Annotated in this window: 22 protein-coding genes; 7 read left to right on the top strand and 15 right to left on the bottom strand. The window is 70.8% G+C overall.

From position 1 onward, the window contains the following. Nucleotides 1-126 precede the first annotated feature (126 nt). The 6 genes from P3T35_RS00345 to P3T35_RS00320 all read right to left on the bottom strand — a co-directional run bounded on the left by P3T35_RS00345 (nt 127) and on the right by P3T35_RS00320 (nt 5086). A complete protein-coding gene (locus tag P3T35_RS00345) occupies nt 127-2433 on the bottom strand; it encodes a tetratricopeptide repeat protein (protein ID WP_101380824.1) in 2307 nt (768 codons plus the stop codon). Nucleotides 2434-2526: 93 nt separating this feature from the next. Next, entirely contained in the window at nt 2527-3156 is a 630-nt protein-coding gene (locus tag P3T35_RS00340; protein ID WP_101380823.1) for a DUF6879 family protein, read from the bottom strand. Then, the gene (locus P3T35_RS00335; RefSeq protein WP_101380822.1) at nt 3149-3418 is read right to left on the bottom strand and encodes a hypothetical protein; all 270 of its coding nucleotides are present in this window, start codon (nt 3416-3418) and stop codon (nt 3149-3151) included. The genes P3T35_RS00340 and P3T35_RS00335 overlap by 8 nt, the downstream gene beginning before the upstream one ends. Before the next feature lie 259 nt (nt 3419-3677). Continuing rightward, nucleotides 3678-3872 carry a DUF397 domain-containing protein gene (locus tag P3T35_RS00330; RefSeq protein ID WP_101380821.1) on the bottom strand — a complete coding sequence of 65 codons (195 nt, stop codon included), beginning with the start codon at nt 3870-3872 and terminating at the stop codon, nt 3678-3680. Nucleotides 3873-4013: 141 nt separating this feature from the next. After that, a complete protein-coding gene (locus P3T35_RS00325; protein ID WP_101380820.1) occupies nt 4014-4208 on the bottom strand; it encodes a DUF397 domain-containing protein in 195 nt (64 codons plus the stop codon). Further along, nucleotides 4205-5086, bottom strand: a complete 882-nt coding sequence (locus P3T35_RS00320) for a helix-turn-helix transcriptional regulator (RefSeq protein WP_280703941.1) — start codon at nt 5084-5086, stop codon at nt 4205-4207. Before P3T35_RS00320 ends, P3T35_RS00325 begins: the two co-directional genes overlap by 4 nt. Nucleotides 5087-5350: 264 nt before the next feature. Here P3T35_RS00320 and P3T35_RS00315 point away from each other — a divergent pair, with 264 nt between their 5' ends. The 3 genes from P3T35_RS00315 (at nt 5351) to P3T35_RS00305 (ending at nt 7312) form a co-directional block, all read left to right on the top strand. Further along, entirely contained in the window at nt 5351-5581 is a 231-nt protein-coding gene (locus P3T35_RS00315) for a hypothetical protein (RefSeq protein WP_101380819.1), read from the top strand. Nucleotides 5582-5887: 306 nt separating this feature from the next. Next, nucleotides 5888-6334, top strand: a complete 447-nt coding sequence (locus tag P3T35_RS00310) for an ATP-binding protein (RefSeq protein ID WP_101380818.1) — start codon at nt 5888-5890, stop codon at nt 6332-6334. A gap of 219 nt (nt 6335-6553) precedes the next feature. Further along, complete coding sequence (locus P3T35_RS00305) at nt 6554-7312, top strand: class I SAM-dependent methyltransferase (RefSeq protein WP_101380817.1); 759 nt, start codon at nt 6554-6556, stop codon at nt 7310-7312. A 360-nt stretch (nt 7313-7672) separates the two neighbouring features. On the opposite strand, the gene P3T35_RS00300 is transcribed toward P3T35_RS00305, so the two are convergent. Continuing rightward, the gene (locus P3T35_RS00300; protein WP_101380816.1) at nt 7673-8464 is read right to left on the bottom strand and encodes a maleylpyruvate isomerase family mycothiol-dependent enzyme; all 792 of its coding nucleotides are present in this window, start codon (nt 8462-8464) and stop codon (nt 7673-7675) included. A gap of 156 nt (nt 8465-8620) precedes the next feature. Beyond that, on the bottom strand, nt 8621-9679 hold the full coding sequence (locus P3T35_RS00295) for an NAD(P)-dependent oxidoreductase (RefSeq protein WP_101380815.1): 1059 nt from the start codon (nt 9677-9679) through the stop codon (nt 8621-8623). A 374-nt stretch (nt 9680-10053) separates the two neighbouring features. Between P3T35_RS00295 and P3T35_RS00290 the strand changes: the two genes are divergently transcribed. The 3 genes from P3T35_RS00290 (at nt 10054) to P3T35_RS00280 (ending at nt 15744) form a co-directional block, all read left to right on the top strand. Continuing rightward, complete coding sequence (locus P3T35_RS00290; protein WP_101380814.1) at nt 10054-11253, top strand: hypothetical protein; 1200 nt, start codon at nt 10054-10056, stop codon at nt 11251-11253. Nucleotides 11254-11344: 91 nt separating this feature from the next. After that, a complete protein-coding gene (locus P3T35_RS00285) occupies nt 11345-12286 on the top strand; it encodes an NAD-dependent epimerase/dehydratase family protein (protein ID WP_101380813.1) in 942 nt (313 codons plus the stop codon). Continuing rightward, on the top strand, nt 12256-15744 hold the full coding sequence (locus P3T35_RS00280) for an aminotransferase class I/II-fold pyridoxal phosphate-dependent enzyme (RefSeq protein WP_280703940.1): 3489 nt from the start codon (nt 12256-12258) through the stop codon (nt 15742-15744). Before P3T35_RS00285 ends, P3T35_RS00280 begins: the two co-directional genes overlap by 31 nt. Nucleotides 15745-15772: 28 nt before the next feature. Here the strand turns inward: P3T35_RS00280 and P3T35_RS00275 are convergent, their stop codons facing one another. The 7 genes from P3T35_RS00275 to P3T35_RS00245 all read right to left on the bottom strand — a co-directional run bounded on the left by P3T35_RS00275 (nt 15773) and on the right by P3T35_RS00245 (nt 23141). Next, complete coding sequence (locus P3T35_RS00275; RefSeq protein WP_101380812.1) at nt 15773-16339, bottom strand: toxin; 567 nt, start codon at nt 16337-16339, stop codon at nt 15773-15775. Between the two features lie 13 nt (nt 16340-16352). After that, the gene (locus P3T35_RS00270) at nt 16353-16799 is read right to left on the bottom strand and encodes a helix-turn-helix domain-containing protein (RefSeq protein ID WP_101380811.1); all 447 of its coding nucleotides are present in this window, start codon (nt 16797-16799) and stop codon (nt 16353-16355) included. A 333-nt stretch (nt 16800-17132) separates the two neighbouring features. Further along, complete coding sequence (locus P3T35_RS00265) at nt 17133-18401, bottom strand: MAB_1171c family putative transporter (RefSeq protein WP_101380810.1); 1269 nt, start codon at nt 18399-18401, stop codon at nt 17133-17135. 149 nt (nt 18402-18550) lie between these two features. Next, nucleotides 18551-19267 (bottom strand): WHG domain-containing protein, encoded by a 717-nt coding sequence (locus P3T35_RS00260; RefSeq protein ID WP_101380809.1) that lies wholly within the window; start codon nt 19265-19267, stop codon nt 18551-18553. A gap of 322 nt (nt 19268-19589) precedes the next feature. Next, the gene (locus P3T35_RS00255) at nt 19590-20471 is read right to left on the bottom strand and encodes an alpha/beta hydrolase (protein WP_101380808.1); all 882 of its coding nucleotides are present in this window, start codon (nt 20469-20471) and stop codon (nt 19590-19592) included. Between the two features lie 208 nt (nt 20472-20679). After that, nucleotides 20680-22122: a pyridoxal-dependent decarboxylase gene (locus tag P3T35_RS00250; RefSeq protein ID WP_101380807.1), complete on the bottom strand. Its 1443-nt coding sequence runs from the start codon at nt 22120-22122 to the stop codon at nt 20680-20682. Between the two features lie 86 nt (nt 22123-22208). After that, on the bottom strand, nt 22209-23141 hold the full coding sequence (locus P3T35_RS00245; RefSeq protein ID WP_280703939.1) for a helix-turn-helix domain-containing protein: 933 nt from the start codon (nt 23139-23141) through the stop codon (nt 22209-22211). Nucleotides 23142-23261: 120 nt separating this feature from the next. Here P3T35_RS00245 and P3T35_RS00240 point away from each other — a divergent pair, with 120 nt between their 5' ends. Next, nucleotides 23262-23603: a cupin domain-containing protein gene (locus tag P3T35_RS00240; RefSeq protein ID WP_218976684.1), complete on the top strand. Its 342-nt coding sequence runs from the start codon at nt 23262-23264 to the stop codon at nt 23601-23603. Nucleotides 23604-23608 lie beyond the last annotated feature (5 nt).

Here is a 23608-nt window from a genome sequence, read left to right as displayed (position 1 = left end):
CCGGTGACGTTCCCGGTCGACTTGACGCTGCTGCCCGAACAGCGACGGGGGCGCGGCGGGCCGTACGGCGATCTCAACCGGTCCAGACGCCGATGGCCGGGCTCCTCGTCTGACGGGCCGTCTTCATCACGTTCCCAGCCGGCGTTCGATCCGGTTCCGCTGCGCTGCCGCGCGCGGGTCGTCGTAGTCGGCCAGAAGCCTGAGTGCCTCGGCCCAATGCTGCCGGGCCGATTGTGGATCGCGGCTCCGCAGGGATTGTGCCAGGCCGTCCAGGCTCAGTGCCTCGTTCCAGGCGTCGCCGAGCTCGTGATGAGCAGTGGCGGCCTGGCGGTAGAAGTTGGTCGCCTCTGCCTCGCGGTCGAGCTGACAGTACGTCTCTCCGACGCCATACCAAGCCAAAGCTTCCCGGCTGCGGTCGCCGAGGCGACGGTGGAGGACGGCAGCGCGCTGGTAGGAGTCCAACGCTTCACTCAACAGGCCGTTGGCCCGCTGGGCGTCTCCGAGCGTGATGAGCCAGAAGCCCTCCAGTCGGTGGGCGCGTAGGCTCAACGCGATCTCCACTGCGTCATGAGCCGATGCCAGGGCCGCATCGACGGCCCCCTGCTCGCGTTGCAGGTTGCTCAGCAGGTGCAGGGCATTTCCCTCGCCTCGCTGGTTGTTCAGCGAGCGGTGTGCCGTCAGTGCTTGGTCGATGGTGGCCGTCGCCTGTCGGAAGTGTCCGGCCCGATAGTGGGCACTGGCGAGGTTGGAGAGCGCGGTGGCCTCCCAGTGTGTGGCGCCCTGCAGTTGGAAGGCGGTAATGGCCCGCTCGAAGTACCGTGCGGCCTCGGTCAGCTGCCGGCTGCGCAGGTGGACCAGGCCGAGCAGGTTGAGTGAGTGAGCCTCGCTGAGCCGGTCCCCCAGGTCGCGCCAAATCGGCAGTGCCTTGTGGTGGTACTCCAGGCTTTCGGCGAAGGAGTTGATCCGGGTGTAGCCCATGCCGAGGTCGGTGAGCAGCAGCGCCCGGGCGGTGTTGTCGCCCAGGCGTTCTGCTGCTGCCAGACCGATGTGGCCTACGGAGGGCCAGTCCGCGCCCGGTGCTGAGGGAGCTTGCGCGTTCCAGAGCACGGCGGCCAGTTGCCACGTCAGCTGGTCCTCGCCGGCCGCGGCGGCCGTTCGGACGGCCTGCAGGAGGTTGGCGCGGTCGCGTTCGGCCCAGTCCACGGCCGAGTTGTAGTCGGGGAAGGCCAGCGGTTGCACGCCGTCGGCCGGCGGGGCGAGCGGCAGGTGCTCTTCGGCCGGGGCGAGCCAGTGCTGGGCGGCGTCGGCGGTGTGCAGGTACCAGCCCAGGACGCGGCGCAGCGCGGCCTGCCATTGTGCGGGGGCTTCCTCGTGCTGGGCTTGGTCGCTGGCGTAGGCGCGCAGCAGGTCGTGGAACTGGTAGCGGTCTGGTGCGGTCTGTTCGACGAGGTGGGCGCCGACGAGGGAGTCGAGGAGTTGGCGGGTGCGGCCGGCGGTGAGGTGGGCGAGGGCGGCTGCGGCGTGAAGTCCGAACTCGGGGCCTGGGTGGAGGCCCAGGAGACGGAACAGGCGGGCGACCTGGTCGGGTAGAGCGCGGTAGGACCAGGCGAACACGGTGCGGACGGCGTCGGTTTCCTCCTCGTCTCCCACGCTCAGGGCGTCCCACAGGGCGGACTCGTCGCGCAGGTCGGCGATCAGGTCGTCCAGTCCCATGTGGGGGAAGCTGGCGGCGCGCTCGGCGGCGATGCGTAGAGCGAGGGGCAGTTGGGCACAGAGTCGGGCGAGCTCGGTGAGCTTGTCGGGGTCGTCCTGGGGGCGGTAGCCGGCGGTGATGGCGCGTAGCAGTGCGACGGCTTCCGGTTCGGGCAGTGTGCCAAGGGTCAGTCGACGGGCGCCGTCACGCACCGCGAGACCGGACAGGCGGCTGCGGCTGGTGACGACGACCAGGCAGCCGACGCTGCCGGGTAGCAGGGGGCGGACCTGACCGACCGTGGCGGCGTTGTCCAAGACCACCAGGACGCGGCGCTCGGCCAGTAGGGAGCGGTAGAGCGCGGCGGCCGCATCCAGGTCCTGCGGGACGGACTGGGCGTGGACGCCCAGCGAGATCAGGAACCGGTGCAGCGCTTCGTGGGCGGTGACCGGCTGTCCCGGGTCGTAGCCGCGCAGGTTGACGTACAGCTGTCCGTCCGGGAAGTGGTCGCGGGCCTGGTGTGCCCAGCACAGCGCGAGCGAGGTCTTGCCGGCACCGGCGGTGCCGGCGATGACGAACACCGAGACGACGAGCGGGTCCCCGTCTTCGTCGGCCAGGACCGCGTTCAGCTCCTGAAGTTCGTCGACGCGGTTGACGAAGCCGCGCACATCGGCTGGTAGCTGGCGAGGAGTTGGAGGGCTCTCGCGGTCAGGAGCGTCGTGGAAGTGGATGCCCCCGCTCACGTTCCTCGCCTGGACGGCATTACGCGACGATCCCGAGAGCTCGTTGCGCGTACTGCCGAGGCCGTCTGCGCCCCCACTGTGCTCGTTGATCGCCTACTCCGTCCCTGTGCTCGGCGGGGGCAGGTGCGCGACCTCGCGGTCGAAGTAGGCCTGCACATCCTCGCCCGCCTCGTAGAGATCCTTGATGTAGTTTTCCCAGCGCTCGACGAGATCGCGATCGGTGTAGCGGACCGCCCCGATCGGAATCCCCGTCTCCGCATACAGCAGCTGGAACAACGTGCGACCACCGAGGACGACCAGGTCCGGCAACCGGCCGAATTCCTCCGCGCCGGCCAGATCGTCGGCACGGATGATGCGGACTCTCTCGCCGTATTCAGCGCGCATCCGCAGCGAATGCAACTCCCATTGAAGATATTCGGTCAACGGCTTCTCGATCACCCGCACACGGTGAAAGACAGAGCGGCGCTCCTCATCCTCCCGGCCGATCGCGAGCAAGGAGCCGCGCCGCTCCTCCAACAGTCGCAGCGACTCTTCCCAGTCACCCCGGCGCAGCGCCTCCCGACTCGGGCTGCCCTGCTCCTCGAAGTACTGCAGGCGTTCGAGCTTCCAGGAGTCCGCGTCCCTCACCTGCGCGTCACGCTCCCGGAAGTCCCGCTTGTAGTCCTCCCGGACGAGCCTGTCGCCCCACTCGGGCCGCAGTTCCGGGGTACGACGATCACGCATCCGGGATGTCTGCCTTCGCCGCACTGAGCATGGCTCCGGGGATGACGACCAACCGCTCACCCGAAGCCAGGAACACACCCTCGGGAAGGTTGCCGCGGTAATTCTCCGTGAGATCCCGGCCGATCACCGCGATATCACCGTTGTCGAGCTCCCAGATATCCGGGCACTCGTCCCGGCCGTCAGAGGCTCCCAGCTCCTTCGCGGACTTTCCCAAGCGCATTGCAAACGCGGCGGATGGATCGGCTTCCCATGCGCGGCCCATGGCTGCCCCTATTTTTCGCGACGCAACTACAAGGAACTATGCATCTTACACCTGACGGTCAGTCAGGGAAATGTTCCGCTTATCGGCCGGCAGCGGTCGGTGCCGCAGGGCGGACACCGGTCCGCCGCACCCACTGATCAAGCTGCCGAACAGTGGGCAGCAACTGACCGCTCGGCTCCCCCAAGTCGCCGCGCTGAGCAGCGCAAAGGCCCTGTGGAGCCATCGAGCGGCCGCGCAGGGGCTTGCGTCGGGGAGTTCGTCAGGCGGTGCCGAACTCGCTGTCCTTGACGCCCGCCACGAAGGCGGCGAAGGCGGGGGCGGTGAAGGTGAGGGACGGGCCCTCGGGGTCCTTGGAGTCGCGGACGGGGACGACGGTGAGGATGTTGGCGGCCACCTCGACGCACTCGCCACCGTTGCTGCTGTAGCTGGACTTGAACCATTCGGGGCTGATCACGGGATCTCCTCTCGGGTCGCGCTTCCCAGCCAGGATGCGGCCTGTTCACAGATGTTGGTAGACCGTCAGCAGAACGCGGGCAACGCGAAGCCCCTGTGAGGCCGTCGAGCGGCCGCACAGGGGCTTGTGTCGGGGAGTTCGTCAGATCGCGCCGAACTCGCCACCCTTCACACCTGCCACAAAGGCCGCGAAACCCTTGGCGGTGAAGGTCAGGAACGGGCCCTCGGGGTCCTTGGAGTCACGGACGGGGACGACGCTGGGGATGTTGGCGGCGACCTCAACGCAGGCGCCACCGTTGCTGCTGTAGCTGGACTTGAACCACTCGGGGTTGATCACTGGAGTTCCTCTCGTGCCTTGCGGATCAGCGCCACGGACGCGGCCTGCGACAGAGCCTCTACCTGCAGGTGATGGTAGTCCGTCAGCAACGGCCGCACCGCGTCCGGATCATGCTCGAAGTGCCCGCGTTGCGACGACTCCGAGTAGGCGGCCACAGAGTGACCTGGCAGCGTCAGCAGGTAGATCGGAAGGTCGAAGGCCCTGGCCTCAGCCATAGCATAGGGCGCGACCTGGATCGTGACGTTCGGCAGCTCGGAGACTTCGACCAGGCGGTCCAGTTGCGCTCCCATGACCTCGGGTCCCCCGACGGGACGCCAGAGGCAGCTCTCATCAAGCACAGCGAAGAGCAGCGGCGGTGGCTGGCGGAAGAGCTTCGCCTGACGGCTGGCCAAAACCTCCAGCCGTTCGTTGGCCTGGACTTGGGTGATGCTGCCCCGGCGCACAGCCCCGCGCGTGATCGCTTCCGCGTACTCCGGGGTCTGGAGCAAGCCGGGAACGATGCCCAGGTCAAAGAGGCGCAGTTCTACCGCTCGGGCCTCATGAGCCATGTAGTCACCGAAGCCCTGGAGCAACGAGCTCGCCCGCAGGTCGAAGAACAGATTCTCGAACTTGCTACCGGTACCGAACGCGCGATCAACTTTGCGAGCGAGTCGCAAGGTCGGGGATTTCCTGCCAGTTTCCAGCGACGAGATATGCCCCGAGGAGTAGCCCGTCCGCTCCGCGACCTGATCCTGTGTCATGCCCAACTCTTCGCGGACTCGTCGGAGTTCGGCACCGAAGGCGGCTCGCGGGGAGGCATCTGGATTGAGCTGCTTGATGTTCAAGGCTGACTTTTCTTTCCGAGCGGCCAGTTTGAAGGTGCTCTGAGCGTAGAGCACAGTGTGAGCATCTGGTAGCAGAGTGCTTCGGGAAGGGGCAGCTGTGCATCGGCGGACCGGCCCACCGCCGGCCCACATGTTCCCCAAGTCTGCGAAATCCGGGCTGACTTGGGACGCCACAGGGTCCGCGCGCAAGCAGAGCTCTTATTCACTCGAAAGTGTGAGTACCGAAGTTGACCATTGCCCCCAACCACCCCACTGCTCAACCAAGTTGAAGCCCACCCACCACTGAGCGGTCAACTCCCCGACCGAAAGGGATTCACCGTGAACGCCGCCTTCTCCTCCCAGCCGTCCGACCGGGCCGCCGCCCTGTCCGAACTGCGCACCCTCGGGCGCCGACTGGACCTCCAGGTGACCTCGCGCACCGGCGTCACCGCTCCCGAGCTGGACGCCACCCTCCGCCTGATGAAGCAGCTGCACATCCGGGTCGAACGGTCCCTGAGCGCGAGCCTGTCGTCCGTCGTCCACCGCTCGCTCCAGGGCCGAGCCGCCTAGCGACCCGCAAAAGCTCCCGCAGAGCCCGGGTGTCTCTGCGGGCCCGGCCCCTCATGTGGTGAGGAGGGGCCAACCCCGCGTCAGCCAAAGGGCGTTGGCCGACGCAACCAGGTCCCGCCCGCCAGGCGCCCCCGTCGCCGCGGGCGGGACCACCCACCATCACATGACTCCCGCGCAGCTGAGCTTGGGGAAGCGGCCGCGCGGGCCGCCCACCCCCGTCGGCCGCTACGCGTATACCGGCCGGCCGGGGCGGGCCACCACACACGGGGCAAGGGGGGCGCTGATCCCACAGGACTGGAGACCTTCATGCGTCTTGTTCCGCTGCCGAGCCCGTCCCACGACGGGCACCCGGACTCCTCCTCCAACTCCCTCGACTCCATCGACTCCTTCGGCCTCGTGGCGCTCGTCGTCCGTTCCACCCTGAGCTCCACGCGCCACCGCCTCCACGACCAGCTCACCGCCCACGGCCTGGACCCCGACGACGCCTGCCTGGTGCTCTCCGAACTGGTCGGCAACGCACTGCTGCACGGCGGGGAGAGCGCCGCCGTCGCCTGGCGACTACACGGCGACCGGCTGCACATCGGGGTGGCCGACGGCGCCGCGCTCGGCCTCACCGTGCTCCAGGAGCACTGCCAACGGGACGGCGGGCGCGGCCTGTTCCTGGTCGACCTGCTCGCCGAGTCCTGGGGCGTACGGCCGCTCGGCACCGTCGGCAAGGAGATCTGGTGCCAACTCCAGGTCAAAGCGGCCTGACGTGAGCGCTGCCCAACAAGCCGCCAACTGGGCGTCTCCGGGGCGTGGAAAGCGTGTCAGGCGCCCTGACGCGCTTTCACATCGATGTCACGCGCCTCCCCAAGGAGGGCCTCAAGCAATAAAGTCTGTAATCAAACAGCTGTCGCCAGTCGTATACGCCACCGGCTGTCAGCCACTCTGAATCCTCGCCATCGGTGACAAGGATCCGGGAGAAGAACCATGCCAGAAGTCAGCCCGAGACTGGCCGACATCCGCTTCGATTCCAGCTACAACGGCGACTCGCCGTACGGCCCCGACTCCCCGCTTCAAGAGATCTGCGGCAACATCATCCCCTGGGACATCGAAGGCCCCCAGCCGGCGCTCGTCGAGATCGAGACAGCCGGCGGATTCCGCGGCAAAGTGCTCGACGTCGGTTGCGGCCTGGGCGAAAATGCCCGCTTCCTCGCAGGGCGAGGGCACCGCGTCACCGCCCTCGATGTCTCCCCCAACGCCATCACGCGCGCCACCGAACTGACGACGGCGCTCGGCCTCGACGTGCGGTTCGTCGTCTCCGACGCCGTCACCCTTGAGGGGATCGACGCGGACGCCCACTTCGACACCGTGATCGACAGCGCCCTCTACCACGGGTTGGCCCCAGAGCAGCGAACGCAGTACCTCGCCACGCTGCATCGAGCCACCACGTCGGGGGCGACCCTGCACGTGATCTGCTTCTCGGACCTGGTGCCCAAGGACATCGCGTCGCCCAACCGCTGCTCCGAGCAGGAACTGCGCGGTACCTTCGCCGGTGCGGGCTGGTCGATTAACAGTCTGCGGCAGACCACGTACACCTTGTCCGCGAGATTCACCCGGGACATCCTCCACCAGATCGTTGACGCACTGAACGTCCCTGGCGGGCGGGAGTTCGCTGACAACCTGCCCACTGACAACCAAAACCGGCTGCTCTTCCCGGTGTGGTCCGTCGCCGCCGACCGCGCCTGAGAAGCGCGATTGGCAGCTCAAAGGTGAATGCTCGGTCGGGGCCGCCGGTCGGCGTGCCCCAGCCTGGCGATATGCGTACTTCCGCATGGCTGCCCTGCTGGATCTGCGCCTGTCGCAGACCTTGCGGTGCCGCCACGCTGAAACGCATGACCACACCGCGCACGATCGCCGTCCTCGGCCTGGGCCGCATGGGCGCCGCGATCGCGACACGACTCGCCGGCCACGACTGGGACGTCATCGGGTTGGACCCGCTCGGGGCACACGGCAGGCGCTGCCGAGACGACCGGCGACCCGAACGACGCCGTGGCGATGGCCGACATCGCTGCGCTCGGGGCGAGCGAGGTGGCGCATCGTCGCGTCCTACTCCTCCGGCTCCCAGGCACGGAGCAGGTCGATCAGCCCTGCGTCTCCGTCGATCCGCAGGGAGGCCGCCGGGATGCGGTCGTACATGAAGAGGACCAGCTCACTGGCCGTGCCGTGGACGGAGGCGCCGGCAGCGGTGGCGGGTGCCGTGCCGGATGCCGTGCCGGCCGCGGGGATGCGGGTGAAGCGGGCGCCGTCGCCGTCGACCGTGAGGCGCCAGGAGCGGCCCTCGATGGCGTGGAAGTCGAAGGCAGTGGGCTGGTGCGGCCAGGCGCTAGGCGTGGCGCAGCAGGTGGAGAGGAACTCCTCGACACCGTCGAGTGCCACCTCGACCGGCAGCGACTGCGGTGCGCCCAGCGCGAGTTGGGCGTCGTAGGTGTGCATCGCGATCTCCTGGAGCTGGTGCCGGGCGACGGCACCGCAGGTCTGCGGCGACTGCGACGCACCCCACCACGTCCAGCAACCGCGCTCCGGGCCGGCCTCCCGCAGGGCGTCCACCAGTTCCTGCGTCGATGCGGCCAGCCAGGCCTGCTGGGCCTCGCGCTCCCGAGGTGCGACCGGGGCGCCCGGCGCTGCGGACTTGGCCGTGGCATCAGGCCCTGCGGCGATGGTGGCGGCCCAGGCGCGGCGCCCCTCGCCGATGTGCTGCGCCAGGTCGAGCAGCGTCCACTCGGGGCAGGTCGGCACCTGCACATCGAGGCTGGGCGCGGCGGCGACCGCAGCGCGGAACGCCGTCGCTCGATCGTCGAGCAACCGCAGCAGGTCAGGGAACTCCAGAGTCTTTTGCACGCCGGATGTTTATCAGCCCGGTTCGGCGACCGGACAGCGATTTTCGCAGGCGACGCTGACGCCCAGCCGACGCGGCGGGCGCGTGCCACGGGCCCCGACGACGTGTCCCCCGGCCGTTGGGTGGTGGAGCGCCTCGTCGCGGCGCTGCGTGAACTGTCACGCCGTCACCACGGGTACGCCGTCCGGCCGGTTGGCGAGCAGGGCCGCGATGTGGTCCGCGCAGCACAGGGCCGCCGTGGCCATGGCGCTCCTGGTCATCCCGGCGACATGCGGGGTCAGCAGCGCGTTCGGCAGGCCGAAGAGCGGCGAGGCGAAGGCGGCGTGCTCGTGTGCGAAGGTGTCGATCGCGGCTGCTGCGAGCGGATGTGCCGGGTCGCGCAGCGCGTCGGTCAGCGCCTGTTCGTCGACGATTCCGCCCCGGGCGGTGTTCAGCAGGATCGACCCCGGACGCATCAGCGCCAGTTCCGCCCGCCCGACCAGCCCTCGGGTCCGCGCGGTGAGCGGCAGGTGCAGGGAGACCACGTCGCTGGTCGCCAGCAGGGCGGGGAGGGAGTGGGCCAGGGGCACCGATGCCTCAGCCGGGCGCCGCGAGAGGCCCTGAACCGCCATGCCCAGGGCGGTGGCCCGCGCAGCCAGTGCCCGGCCGATCCGGCCCAGCCCGACGATGCCCAGGGTCAGCTCCGACAGTTCCACCGCTGGTGCGACCGGTGCACGCCAACTGCCTTGGTGCGCGATCTCGTTGTGCGTGGGGAGATCCCGGGTCAGGGCGAGTAGCTGGGCCAGGGTGAATTCGGCGACCGCGTTCGCATTGGACCCCGGGGTATGGGTGACCGAGACGCCGTGACGGGCAGCGGCCGCCAACTCGACGTGATCGGTGCCCGCTCCGGCCCGCCCGACCACCCGCAGCCGGTTGGCCAACGCGGCGTCGGTGGCAGCCGAGAGGAACGCGGCGCGCAGCGGCACACCGGCACGGGACTTGACCGCGTGGTAGCCGAGTCCGTCCCGGGCGGTCTCGGCGAGCAGCGCGGATTCATCGAAGGGGTCGAAGTCGGTGAAGCCCACCCGGCCGTCCCAGGCAGCTCGCGCCCCGGCAGGATCGGCCACCCGGCGGAGGTTCAGCGTGACGGCCAGGCCGTGGCCGAGCAGGCGATCCAACTCCCGACCGAGCAACTCGCCAGGAGCCGCGTCCAGTAGCAGGACTCGGGCCTGATCCATGTGCTCCCCCCTTCCCCTGCACGGACCCTACTGCGCTCCAGGGACTGGTCGGCGAGAGACCCCGCGCCCAGCCCCCTCGCTCACTCAGGCGTGTCCGGGAACCACCGGGCCGGCTCCCCCACCAACGCCCACCTGGTCGGCGCCGCCCTCAACCGGGTTCGCTGCGCCTCGGGCGGCGACTCAACGGCCGTGCACTGCACTGAAGTTGTGATTCTTATCTGACGATCCATCAGGATTCACTCAAAGGAGTGACGCGTGCATGGCGAGCAGGGCCGGGTGGGTAGGTGCGGGTCCGGAACGCCGGGCCACCACCCCGGCTCGCCCCGCACCGCAGTCGACTGCGGGGCCACCCTCACTCGTTGAAGGGACCCACCTTGCCCGACCAGAACGAGCCCGTGATCGAGCCCTTCGGCTTCCTCGCACCGCCCCCTGCGCCGGAGATCCCGGCCGCGCCCACGCCCGACGAGACCTGGCCGCTGCCCGGCGGCACCGCCTGGGTGTACTACGGCGAGCGCAACGAGGGAGTCACCAGGCCGGTCATCCTGTCCGACGGCTTCAACACGGGCCCGAGCAGCCTCAAGGAGCTCTACCACGGCCTGGAGCGCACCGGCTACCCGTTCATCACGGAGCTGCGTCGACGCGGCCGCGACCTGATCCTGATCGGCTACGACGAGCGCAGCGCCTCGATCCTGGACAACGCCCAGGCAGCGACGGCCTGCATCATGCGGACCCGCGCCGAGCAACTGGGCGACACCCGGCTGCTGGTCGGCGGGTTCAGCATGGGCGGCCTGGTCACCCGCTACGCCCTGGCCCGGATGGAAATGCAGCGCATCGACCACGGGGTCGGCGTCTACCTCTCCTACGACAGCCCGCACCGCGGCGCCTGGATCCCGATCGCCCTCCAGGGCCTGGCCCACTTCCTCAAGGCCACCCCGCAGATGTCGCAGCAGATCAACAGCCCGGCGGCCCGCCAACTGCTGTGGCGGCACATCGAGACCGCCGACGGCACGCCCCGCCAGGACCCGCTGCGCACCAAGTTCCTGGAGGAGCTGGACCGCGTGGGCAGCTGGCCGCGGATCCCGCGCCTGCTCGCCGTCGCCAACGGCACCGGGAACGGCAGCGGCAACGGCGTGAAGCCCGGCGTCGACGCGATCAAGGTCACCTCCGGCTGGTTCAACGGCACCACCCTGCGCACCCAGTCCGCCGGCAAGGACCAGGAGGTGGCCCGCCTCAAGGGCCTGCTCTCCGAGAAGCGCGTCGTCACCAACGACCTGCCGGAGCTGGACGGCGCCCCCGGCGGCACCCTGGAGAGCTTCGGCATCGCCGGCAGCAAGCTGAAGATCACCGGCAAGGTGGACATCGAGCCGGGCACCGAGTCGATCTGCTTCGTCCCCTCGGTCAGTGCGCTCGCCGTCCGCAACCTCGACCAGCAGGCGGACGTCTACACGGACCTCGAACAGCTCTCCCCGGACGAGTTCGAGGTCGACGACTACATCTTCTCCTCGACCAACACCCCGCACAGCGCCATGACCGAGGAGCTGGGCAGCTGGATCCTGGACCGCCTGCCCGAGTAGGCCTCCCTCGCAAAGCCGCAGGTCAGACGAGATTGCCCAGTGCGGGCCCGGTCCTGACAGAGTCTCATCGTTCTCGCGCTACTGTGCGTGCGTGAGCCTTCAACTCGTCATAGGATCCGGGCCCGCCGGGGCCGCCACCGCTCGCCTACTGGCCGCGCAGGGGCACTCGGTGCGGGTCGTCACCAGGTCGGGCGGCACTTCGGAGCCCGGCATCGAGCACGTCGCGCTGGACGCGACGGACAGCGCCCGACTGATCGAGGCCGCGGCGGGCGCGGCCTCGATCTTCAACTGCGCCGCGCCCGCGTACCACCGCTGGGCGAGCGACTGGCCGCCGCTGGCCGCATCGGCCTGCGCGGCGGCCGAGGCGACCGGCGCCGTGCTGGTCACCCTCGGCAACCTCTACGGCTACGGCCCGGTCGACCGCCCGCTGACCGAAGACCTGCCGCTCGCCGCCACCGGTACCAAGGGCCGGGTGCGCGCCGCCGTCTGGGAGCAGGCTCGGGACCTCCACCAGCAGGGCCGGATCAAGGCCGTCGAGGTGCGCGCCTCGGACTTCTTCGGCCCCGGCGTGACCGACGGCGGCCACCTCGCCGCCCGCGTCATGCCGAAGCTGCTGCGCGGCAAGCCGGTCTCCGCCCTCGGCGACCCGGACGTCCCGCACAGCTGGAGCTACCTCCCCGACGTGGCCGCCGCCCTGGTCGAGGTGGCCGGCGAGGAGCATGCCTGGGGACGCGCCTGGCACGTCCCGACCGAACCCCCGCTCTCCACCCGGGAGATGGTGAACCGCCTGGCCTCCGAAGCCGGGACCGCACCGGTCGCGGTGCGTCCCGTGCCGTCGGCCGTCCTGGGCGTGATGTCCCTGGTCTCCCCGCTGATCCGCGAACTCAAGGAGATCCGCTACCAGTTCGACCGCCCGTTCGTCATCGACTCCAGCGCGTACGAAGGCGAGTTCGCCCTGCGGGCCACGCCACTCGACGAGCAGGTCGAGGCGACGGTGGCCTGGTGGCGCGCCAGAGTCGGCGGCGCGCGGTGACAGCGAGCGGCTCAAGACCCGACGACATCGCCATCGTCGGCATGGCCTGCCGGTTCCCGGGCGCCCGGGACCTGAACCAGTACTGGCGGCTGCTCACCGACCCGCAGCCGCAGTTCGCCAGCGTCCCTGACTCCCGGTGGCACAGCGCAGCCTTCCGCAGCGACAACATCCGTGACACGTCCGCCTCTTACACGGACACCATGGCGCTGCTGCCGGACGTCGGCCACTTCGACGCGGCGCACTACACCATCCCCCCGCGCCGTGCCCGTTCGATGGACCCGCAGCACCGGCTGCTGATCGACCTGGCCCGCGAGGCGATCCAGGACGCGGGGTGGGAGGCCGAGGGGTTCGACCGCGAGGAGACCTCGGTCATCACCGCGCTCACCGAGAGCGGCTACCGCGAGATCAGCACCCTCCGACTCAGGATGCGCCAACTGGCCGGCGGCGAGTTCGGCGCCCGGCCGAGCGACCCGCAGTGGCTGGAGGCAGCCCGCGCGGTCGACGGGCTGCACGGCAGCTCGGTGGCCGGGCTGCTGCTCAACATGGGCCCCAACACGGTCAGTTCGATACTCGACCTGCACGGTGAGAGCTATGCGCTGGACTCGGCGTGCTCCGGCGGGCTGATGGCCGTGGCCAACGCGGTGTTCGCCCTGCGGGCCGGTCGGTGCCGGATCGCGATCGCGGGCGGTGCCCAACTCAACCTCACCCCCGACCTGTTGGTGGGCCTCAGCCGGATCGGCGCACTCTCGCGCAGCGGCCGCTGCCAGCCCTTCGGCGCCGAGGCCGACGGGTTCGTGCTGGGCGAGGGCGCCGGGGTGCTGGTGCTGCGGCCGCTGGCCGACGCGCTGGCGGCCGGCGACCGGGTCTACGCGGTGCTCCGGGGCGTGGGCACCGCCAACGACGGGACGGTGGCCGGCGGTATGCATCCGCAGGCGGCCGGCCAACTCCGGGCGCTCCGGCGGGCGTACCGCGATGCCGGCCTGGCGCCCGCCGCGGTGGACTACCTGGAGGCGCACGGCACCGGGACCACGGTGGGCGATCCGGTCGAGATCGGCGTGCTGCGTGAACTGCGCGGGGAGCAGGCCGCGCCGGCGTACCTGGGCGCGGTGAAGGCCGTGGTCGGGCATGCGCTCAACGCCGCGGGCATCGCCGGGCTGATCAAGGCGGTACTGGCCGTGCAGCGTGGAGTGATCCCGCCGCAGCCGGAGTTCGAGCCGGCCGACCGGGCGGCGCTGGACGATGCGCGGCTCACCATCCCGACCGCGCCGACCCCGTGGCCCGCCTCCGGGCAGCCGCGCCGGGCCGGCGTCAGCGCGTTCGGCTTCGGCGGCACCGGGGTTCATCTGGTTGTCGAGGAGTGCGCGGCTCCCGAGTCGGGGGCGGGTGAGGAGACCGGGCCGCAGCTGCTGCTCGTCAGCGCTCGTGACCGTGGCGGACTCGCCCGATACGCACGGGAGTTGGCGCAGGCCATTGCCGACGACCGGCTGCCGCTGGCCGCCGTCGCCGACACCCTGGCGCGCCGGGCACCGCTGGCCGAGCGGCTCGCCCTGGTGGCGCGGGACGCTGCCGACGCCATCGCCAAGCTGACCGCGGCGGCCGACGCCGTGATGGCGGGCCGCAGCGGCGAGCTCGGGCCGGGGCAGTGGGCCGGCTCGGGGCGGCTCGGCGACCTGGCGCGGGTCGGCGACCTGGCCAAGGCCGCTGTCCCGGCACCGAGTTCGCTGCCCGTTGCGGAACGCATGGCCGAGCTGACCCGGCTCGCCGAGCAGGCGGTCACCGGTGCCGGGCTGCGTCCGTCACCGGAACGCATACCCCCGGTCACCCTGCCGCCGAGCCCGCTCGCCCCGCGCCGCCACTGGGCGGTGGACGAATCGGCCCGCGAAGCGACCGCACCCCGCCAGACCGCCACCGAACCGGCCCGCAAAGCGACCGCACCCCGCCAGACCGCCGTGCCGCCAACTCAGGCCTCCGCAGCGGAGATCGTGCTCCAGGAGATCTCCCGGGTCGGCGTCTTCCCGCTCTCCGACCTCGACGAGCGGCTGACCCTGGTCGGTGACCTCGGCTTCGACTCCCTGATGCTGCAGGAGTTGGAGGTCAACATCAGCAACCGCCTGCCGGGCATCGACGCCGCCGAGCTGTTCTCCCCCGAGCTCACCATCGGGCAGCTGACCGCCCTGGCCGACCCGCAGCACACCGCACCGCCCGTCCCCGTGCGTTCCGTGCCCCGGCAGCGCGGCACCGAGTGGGCGAGTGCGACCGCACGGGTCGACGACTTCCCCGAGGTGCGGCAGTTCGAGGAGCGGCTGAGCGCCATCACGGGCAGCGGCGCGGACTTTCCGTACTTCCGGGTCCACCAGGGCACCATCCGCGACACCACCGTGGTCGACGGCCGCGGCTACCTGTCCTTCGGCAGCTACAACTACCTCGGCCTGTCCGGCCACCCGGCCGTCAACGAGGCCGCGCAGCGAGCCGTCGAGCGGTACGGCACCTCGGTCTCGGCAAGCCGAGTGCTTTCCGGGGAACGGGAGTTGACCATCCGCCTGGAGCAGGCGCTGGCCAGGTTCCTCGGCGTGCCGGACTGCCTGGCGCTGGTGAGCGGCCACGCCACCAACGTCACCGCGATCGGGCACCTGGTCGGCGCCGGTGACCTGGTGCTGCACGACGCGCTCGCCCACGACAGCATCCTGCAGGGCTGCGCCCTGTCCGGGGCGGCCCGACGCCCGTTCGCCCACAACGACATGGAGCAGCTGGAGCACCTGCTGCGGCTCAACCGCTCGCGGTTCCGCCGGGTGTTGATCGCCGTCGAGGGCGCCTACAGCATGGACGGCGACCTGGTGGACCTACCCGCCGTGATTGCTCTGAAGAAGCAGTACGGCGCGCTGCTGATGGTCGACGAGGCGCACAGCATCGGAACCGTGGGCCGACTCGGGCGCGGCGTCGGCGAGTTCTTCGACGTCGACCGGGCGGACGTGGACCTCTGGATGGGCACCCTCTCCAAGGCGTTCGCCAGCTGCGGCGGCTACCTGGGCGGTTCGGCCCGGATGGTGCGGTGGCTGCGGCACACGCTGCCCGGGTTCGTCTACAGCGTGGGCCTGACCCCCGCCAACGCGGCCGCCGCGCTGGCCGCCACCGAACTGATCACCGCCGAGCCGGAGCGGGTGGCCGCGCTGCGGCGCAATGCGGAGCTCTTCCTCGGCCTGGCCGGGGCAGCCGGCCTGGCCACCGGCGCCAGCGCGGGCACGCCGATCGTGCCGTGCCTGCTCGGCGACTCGGCGCGCACGCTGCGGGTCGCGGACCGGCTGTACGAGCGGGGCGTCATCGCCGACCCGATCTTCCACCCCGCCGTCGAGGAGGGGCTGGCCCGGCTGCGGTTCTTCGTCACCAGTGAGCACCGCGAGGCGGACATCCGGCGGGCCGTGTCGGTGCTGGCCGAGGAGGTGGCGGCGGTCCGGCGGTGACGTGAATTCGCCTGACCCGCAGGCCGGTTCAGATCAGCGTTCGTTCGATCCGGCTGCGCATGGCGTCGCTTCCGGTGTCCGTGCCGTCCCCGGCGCGCTCGGCCGGGGCGTCCGCGGCCGCGCCCATTCGCTGGGAGAGCAGGTAGGCGATGATCTCCGCCTCCTGCTCCTGGACGTCGTCATAGGTCGCGCGCAGCAGCATGTCGCGCACGAGGTCGGGGTCGAGGTCGGGGAAGAGCAGCCGGGCGCTCGCCTCGTCCAGCCCGCCCGCCCCGCGGTGGCAGCAGATGATGTGCCCCAGCTCGTGCAAGATGATGTGCTCCTGATGCGCGCCGGTCGTGTTGGCGTCGTAGAAGATGAGGTCCTCGTCGCGGGCGGCGACCCACATGCCGCACGGGTGCGAGGCGGGCATCGGCATCGGGACCAGCAGGATCGGCCGCTGGCGGATCTCGCCGAGGTAGGCGCAGAGTTCGGCCACGTCGGCGGTCTCCGGCAGGCCGAGCTCGGCGATCCGCCGGGCACCCGCCTTGCGGAGCTTCTTGAGCTGGCTGCGGCGGGCCTGGCGGGCCGTCCAGCCCCTTCTGCTGCCTATCACCGCCGCGGTCTCCTCACTCGGGCTCCGTGCCGTCGGTGACCGGCGGCAGGCCCTGCATCTCGCGGTACTGGTCCATGATCGCCGTGATGGCCTGGAGGTTCTCCTTCTTCATCCCGGCCGCCCGCATCGCCACCGCGCGCACGCCGGCCTGTCGCAGCGCCTCGATGGCCGCGACCTGGCTGAGCACCGACTCGGCGACCTGGTCGTCGAAGAAGTAGGCCACCGACACGCCGAAGAACCGCGCCAGGGCGGCCAGCAGGTCGGGGGTGGGGTTGCAGCGCTTGCCGGTCCGCAGCTGGGACAGGTAGACGCCGCCGACCTTGAGATCGGGATTGAGAAGCTTCAGCTCCTCGGCGACCTCCGCGTTGGTCCAGTGCTTGCCCTTGGGGCGGACCGTCTTGAAGAGGTCGTCCAGACGCACCGCCAGCATCGGGCGCTCGTCAGTCTCTGACTCGGACATCCAGGTCTCCCCCCGTCAACCTCCCTGGCATAGCCCTTGGCTATCCGTCAGTTTCGCAGATTAACTGCCAGTTGACAATCGAGCCGGACTCCGACACGGTGGACCTTGCCGATAGCTGTCAGCTAACTCCGCTCACGGGGGTAGCCGCGTTGGTTGTCAGTCGCATCGGCCTGCGCTCGGCAGTCGGGGGACGGTCCGAGCCCGGGTCGGACGGGGCACGTCCCCGTCCGACCGACAGTGGGAAACGGGGGGACGAGGGGGGAACCCGGGGGAAACCCTGGGGAAATGAGAAACCCGCCCGGTCTGACGGGGGTACAGACCGGGCGGGAGCTCTCAACTTGCGCTGCCCAGCTTACGGTAGGCAACCGCGACCTTACTCAGCCAGGCGACTTCCGCAGTGAAGTTGTCGGTGTCGCGGTCCTCGAAGTCGGCGGCGTCCTTGTTGTCATCGGGGATGCTGCCGATCCGCTTGGCCCGCAGCGCCTGATGGATCTGCGCCGCCTCGGCGAAGGCCTGCCGGGACTCGTCGGCGTTGGTCGCAGCGTCGGCGTTGGTCGCACTGCCGGTGGTGGTCGTACGGTCGAAACCGCCGTTGGTCGCAGCGTCGGCGTTGGTCGTACCGTCGATGTCGCCGTTGGCCGCACTGCTGCCGCTGGTCGCGCCGTCGATAGCGCTGTTGGTCGCGCGGTCGATGTACGGGCGCAGATCCCGCCAGCCGTCCCGTATCTCCACCACCCGGCGGTGCAGCCGGTAGTTGAGGTCGGAGACCCTGACTCGCGGCGGCTCCAGGGCGATGTCCGGCGACGCCTCGTACAGGTCCCGCCAGAGCGGGTAGAGCACCCGGTAGGCCCGGTAGCTGCGCGCCCACTCCAGCAGCCTCGCCGCCGCGGTGCCCCAAGAGGAGACCGTCAGGCTCAGCGACAGCACGACGATCCCCACCGCGCTGAGCACCGAGGCGGCCAGCTGCCAGACGCCGATGTCGATCCCGCACGCGAGGGTGAGGATGTTCACCGTCCGGGCCGTGCAGTAGAGGAAGAGCAGCACCGCGGCCACCGACAGCAGCCGCAGCGCCTGCCGCAGCGACGGCGAACCCGCCACCCCGGCGTAGGCCCGGACCTGCCGGAAGATCGTCACGCACGGCACCGCCTGCGACACGACGAAGACCAGCAGGTAGGTGAGCAGCAGCGGGCGGCTGCTGCCGTTGAAGTCGTCGGCCGACCGGTTCGGACCGTCCGCGGCGAAGAACAACGCCACCAGCAGCACGCTGACGACGCTGCCGCCGATCAGCCAGTACCGGGACTGCCGGGCTGCCACCTCGGCGTCGCTCGCCCAGCGCAGCAGGATGATCTGCGCGCTGACGCAGAACGCCACCGCCGATACGTGCATCACCAGGATGGCGAGGTTGCCGACGCCCAGGAAGCTCTTGCTCCCCGTGGCGACGGCACCCATCGTGAAGGTGAGGCACTGCAGCACCAGGGTGACCACCAGGGTGCGGTAGGCACTGTCGCGTCGGCTGCCCCGCACCTGGCAGAGGCGGTAGACGAGCGCGGCGCACGACGACAGTGCGGAGATGGCGAAACAGAGGGATCGAGTGGTGTTCACGGCCTGATTCCCCGTCACTGCCGGGGTGCGGCGGACGGTGTGGGGCTAGTGGGTGGTGCTGCGGATCGGTGGTGGTGCTGATCGGCGTTGTGCTGATCGGTGATGTTGCTGCTCTGTGCCAGCCGGTGTCAGCCGGTGGCGGGCCGGTGTCAGCCGGTGGCGGCCTCGCCGAGCGGGACCTCAAGGCCGATGCCCTCGGCCGCCACGGCGATGGCGAAGTCGAAGAAGGCGGACTCGTCGCGCACGCTGTCATGGGTGCGGCTGAAGACCTGGAACACCAGCAGCCCGACCAGGCTGCTCCACAGCACGATGCCGCGCTCGACGACATCCGCGAACGGCGCCCCGGGCACCCCGCCGAAGAGCTGCACGGCCTCCGGCAGCAGCAGCGACTCCTTGGTCAACTGGCGCTTGGGCGGCGTCAGTTCACCGGCCTCCAGGGCCGCCCTGACGATTCCGGCCAGCACGGCGGGCGTCCGGGAGGCGGGCGGCACGGTGTCCTGCGGCGCGTGGTAGCCGGGGACCGGCGAGCCGTAGACCAGCGTGAACTCGGCCGCGTTGGCGAACGACCACGCCCGCAGCGCCCGAGTCACCGCCAGCAGCCGGGCACCCCCCGACGCGCCGGCCGCCACCGCGGCCTGGTCGGCGTGCTCCATCGCGGCGCCCGACTCGTTGTAGGCGTCGATCAGCAGCGCGGTCAGCAGCTCGTCCCGGTGCGGGAAGAGCTCCCGCACCTGGGCGACCGTCAACCCGCCTTCGTCGGCGACGCCTTCCAGGGACAGGCCTGCTGCGCCCACCTTCGCCAGCAGTTGGCGTGCCGCGCCCTTGACGGCGGTTGCGTCGGCGGCGTTTGCTCCGGAAACATCCATGGGCCAAACCGTACCCGCCAACCCAAACGCCGTTCGAGGGGCTCAGCCCTCCGGGTCCCACTCACGCGGCCCGGAGCGTCGGCCAGACGGCGTGAGCCGCCCAGGCGGCGCAGGCCGCCCAAACTGTGGGAGCCACCCGGCAGTGGCAGCCACTCAGGCGATGCGCGGGCTTCACCAAGGCAACGCGGGCCGCCCAAGCGGTTCCAGACACTCAAGCGGCCCAGGCCGTCCGGCGCTTCAGACCCCCCAGGCGATAGCCGCCACTCACGCGACGCGTGGGCTTCACCAAGGCAACGCGGGCCGCCCAAGCGGCGCGAGCCGCTCAGGCCGTGTGGGCCTCGATGGCGCCGATGAGCTGCGGCCAGAGCGGGCGGGGGCGGTCGTGGCCCATGTCCGGGAGCAGCAGCAGCTTTGCTCCGGGCACCAGTTCGGCGGTGCGCTTGCCGCCGCTCGGGTCGATCAGGGTGTCGTCCAGGCCGTGGATCACCAGCGTCGGCACCTTGAGCTCGCGGAGCGCGTCCGCCCGCGAGCCGCCGAGCGTGACGGCCCCGAGCTGGCGTCCGACCCCGGCCGGGTAGTACGCGCGGTCGTAGCTCCGGGCTGCCAGGTCGCGCAGGACCGCCGGGTCCCCGTAGCGCCTGGAGGCCCACATCAGGTCGCGTTCCGCCGCCGCGATGAACCCCTCGCGGTCCGCCGGCCGCGGTGCGGCGATCGCCGCCTGCGCCTCGGGGGTGGCCTTGCCGTACTGGGGCTCGCCGGTCGACGACATCATCGAGGTCAGCGTCAGTACCCGCTCCGGCCGACTGATCGCCATCACCTGGGCGAGCATCCCGCCCACCGACGACCCCACCACATGCGCCCGCTCGATCCCCAGCGCGGTCAGCAGGTTGAGGCCGTCGTCGGCCATCTCCTGGATCGTGTACGGCACCAGGGCGGACGCGGCCGCGATCTCACCCGCGCCCACCAGGGCCATGAACTGCCCGACGTCGACCGGGTGTTCGTCGAACCTGGTGGACAGCCCGCAGTCCCGGTTGTCGTAGCGGATCACATACCGCCCCCGCCCGGCGAGCTCCTGGCACAGCGCCTCGTCCCACCCGAGCATCTGGGCGCCCAGCCCCATCACCAGCAGGACCGCCGGGTCCCCCGGGTCCCCGAACGTCTCGTAGGCGATGGACACTCCGGGGGACACGTCAGCAATCGGCATGGGTGGAGCATTACATGACGAATCGTCGTAATGCATCCGATTAATGGTTCGCATTAGGTCCAGTCAGCCGCCAAGCACCCGCGGCCTGGCCGTTCGGTGCACGTCAACGCACCTCAACGCACCTTAATACGCCCCATTAACCTAATGCGCATTATTAATCGCGCCTCAGCCGCCGCCAGCCTCCGCCCACCGCCACTGATCGCCCCCATTAATTGCTCCCATTAATCGCCCCCATTACCCAGCCTCCCCCAGCCTCCCCCAGGCGCGCCACGGCCCGCTCCAGCGCCGCCGCCGTCCGCTCGACGTCCGCCTCGGTGGTCCGCCAGTTGCTGAACGCCGCCCGCAGCGCGGGCTGCCCGGCATACCGCGTCGGCGTGACGAAGGCCTCCCCCGCCAACTCCGCGGCGAGCGCGGCGAGTCGCTCGGCGGTGGGGTCCGCCGCCAGCGTGAAGCAGACGACGTTCAGCCGCACCGGCGCGAGCAGCCGCAGCCCCGCCATCCCGGCCACCGCCTCCCCCAGTGCCCGGGCACCCGCCACGCAGCGCTCGACGATCTCCCGGTGGCCGGCCCGCCCGTACGCCCGCAACGTGAACCAGGCGGCGAGCGCGCGCAGTCGGTGCGAGTTCTCCGGCGTCAGATGCACCAGGTCGGGGTCCTCGCCCAGCGGGCCCAGGTAGGCGGCCGCGTTCTGGAACACCCGCGCCTGCAGGTCGCGGCGGCGGGTGAACTGCACCGCGCTGTCATACGGCACGTTGAGCCACTTGTGCAGGTCCACGCAGACCGAGTCGGCCAGGTCCAGTCCGGCCACCAGCTCCGCGTGCTCCGGCACCAGCGCCGCGAAGGCGCCGAACGCCGCGTCCACGTGCAGCCAGAAGTCGTAGCGCTCGCGCAGCGCGGCGATCGCCCGCAGGTCGTCGAAGTCCACCGTGTTCACCGTGCCGGCGTTGGCCACCACCACGCACGGACCGCCCGCCTCGGCCAACGCCCGCTCCAGCGCGGCCACATCCACCGCCTCCCGGCCCGGCAGCGCGGCCACCGGCGTCACCGCCGCGCGTCCCAGCCCCAGCACCGACAGCGCCTTGGCGACGCTGGAGTGCGCGTTCCCCGACAGCACCCGCACCCTCCCCAGCGCACCGACCCCGTCCTCGGCCACATCGACGCCGAGCCGCTCGCCCAGCCACTCCCGGGCGACCGCCAGCCCCACCGTGTTGGACATCGTCGCGCCGCTCACGAAGCTGCCGCTGTGCGCCTCCGAGAGCCCGAACAGCTCGCGCAGCCAGCCGAGCGTCTCCCGCTCCAGCTGCTGACCGGCCGGGTCCATCGCGGAGTTGGAGTTCTGGTCGACGGCGGCGGTCAGCCAGTCGCCGGCCAGCGCCGCCGGGGTCGCGCCACCGGTGACGAACCCGAAGTAGCGCGGCCCGGCGCTCGCCGAGAGCCTCGGCTGCCAGCGCTCGCCGAACTCCGCGAGTGCCGCCCGCACTCCGCCGCTCTCCCCGCCGAGCGGCACCGAGTCCGCCTGCTTCCCCGCCTGTTCCGCCTCCGGAATCACCGCTCGCTCGTCCAGCCCGTCCAGGAAGACCACGGCCTGCTGCCGCACCTCCTCCAGCAACGCGGGCAACTGGTCCAGATCGGCGGCGAGTTCAGGGTGCACGGGTGGCCTCCAAAGATCGACTACGCCCGAGGCTAGCCACCGGTCCGTTCGGCTGTCCCGGTCCAATTCCATCCGAGTGGCCTGCCTTACGCCCGGAAGGCTCGGCGGTAGGCACCCGGCGTGGTCCCCAACGCCCCCAGGAAGCGCCGCCGCAGGTTGGTGGCCGAGGAGAGGCCCACGCGGCGGGCGACGGCATCCAGCGGGAGGTCGGAAGACTCCAGCAACTCCCGTGCTGCGGTGATCCGTTGGACGAGCAGCCAGTGCCCCGGACTGGTGCCGAGCTGCTCATCGAACCGCCGGGCGAGGGTGCGCGCCGAGACGCCCGCGTGCGCCGCCAGGTCCGCGACCGCCAGCGGCTCCCCGAGCCGCCCGGTGGCCCAGTCCAGCAGCGGCGCGAGCGAGCCGTCCAACTGCCCCGCGTTAGGGGGCGCGGAGTACTGCAACTGCCCGCCCTCGCGGTGCGGCGGCATCACCATGCTCCGCGCGACCCGGGCCGCGTACCCGGCGCCCTGGTCGGCGCGGACCAGGTGCAGGCACAGGTCGATGCCGGCCCCCGCGCCCGCGCTGGTGGCCACCTCGCCGTGGTCCACGTACAGCACATCCGGGTCGACCTGCACGGCCGGGAACTCCTCGGCCAACTTCCCCGCCGTGGCCCAGTGCGTGGTCGCCCGCCGCCCGTCCAGCAGCCCGGCGTGCGCCAACGCGAACGCGCCGGAGCAGATGCTCACCACTCGCGCCCCACGCTCCACCGCACGCCGCAGCGCCTCGACCACCGTGTCCGAGGGCGGCCGTTCGACCGGCAGCCAGCCCGGGACGATCACGGTGTCCGCCCGCCGCAGCGCGTCCAACCCCTCGGCCACCAGCATGTCGTAGCCCGCGAGCGTGGCCACCGGGCCGGGCTGCTCCGTGCACACGCTGAACGCGTACCGCGCCGGCAGCCCTGGCCGCTCCAGCCCGAACACCTCCGCCGCGCAGGCGAGTTCGAACGTCGACTGCGGTGGGCGAACCAGTGCCACCACTCGATGCACGTCAGAAACCCCCTGCCGGAAACCCCTGCCCGAATCCTCCTGTCAGAAAAGTACTCCCTGATGTCATTTCTGACACTCGGCCGCACAGCCGTGATCCGCCAAGCTGACCTCATGACGACCGAGACTTCGGAACCGAACGCACTCGCCTTCACCTGGTCCCACGTCCAGGACGCCCCGATCCGGGAGCTCTTCCCCGGCATCCGCCTGCGCCCGCTGTGGCGCGGGGACGACGGCGCGGCGGCCCACGTCCTGGAGATGGACCCGAACACCTGCTGGCAGGGCACCGACGTCCACGAGCCGGGCCCCGAGGAGGTGTTCGTCCTCTCCGGCACCTTCAACGACGGCCACCGCGACTACCCCGCCGGCTCCTTCATCCACTGCCCCGCCGGCTCCTCGCACGTCCCCCAGACCACCACCGGCTGCACCCTGTTCGTCCTCTACCCCGAGGGCTGACCATG

Source organism: Kitasatospora sp. GP30 (genome assembly GCF_029892145.1).
Taxonomy (GTDB): Bacteria; Actinomycetota; Actinomycetes; order Streptomycetales; family Streptomycetaceae; genus Kitasatospora; species Kitasatospora acidiphila.
Note: the sequence above shows the minus strand (reverse complement) of the source record. Positions and strands in the feature narration are given on the sequence as shown.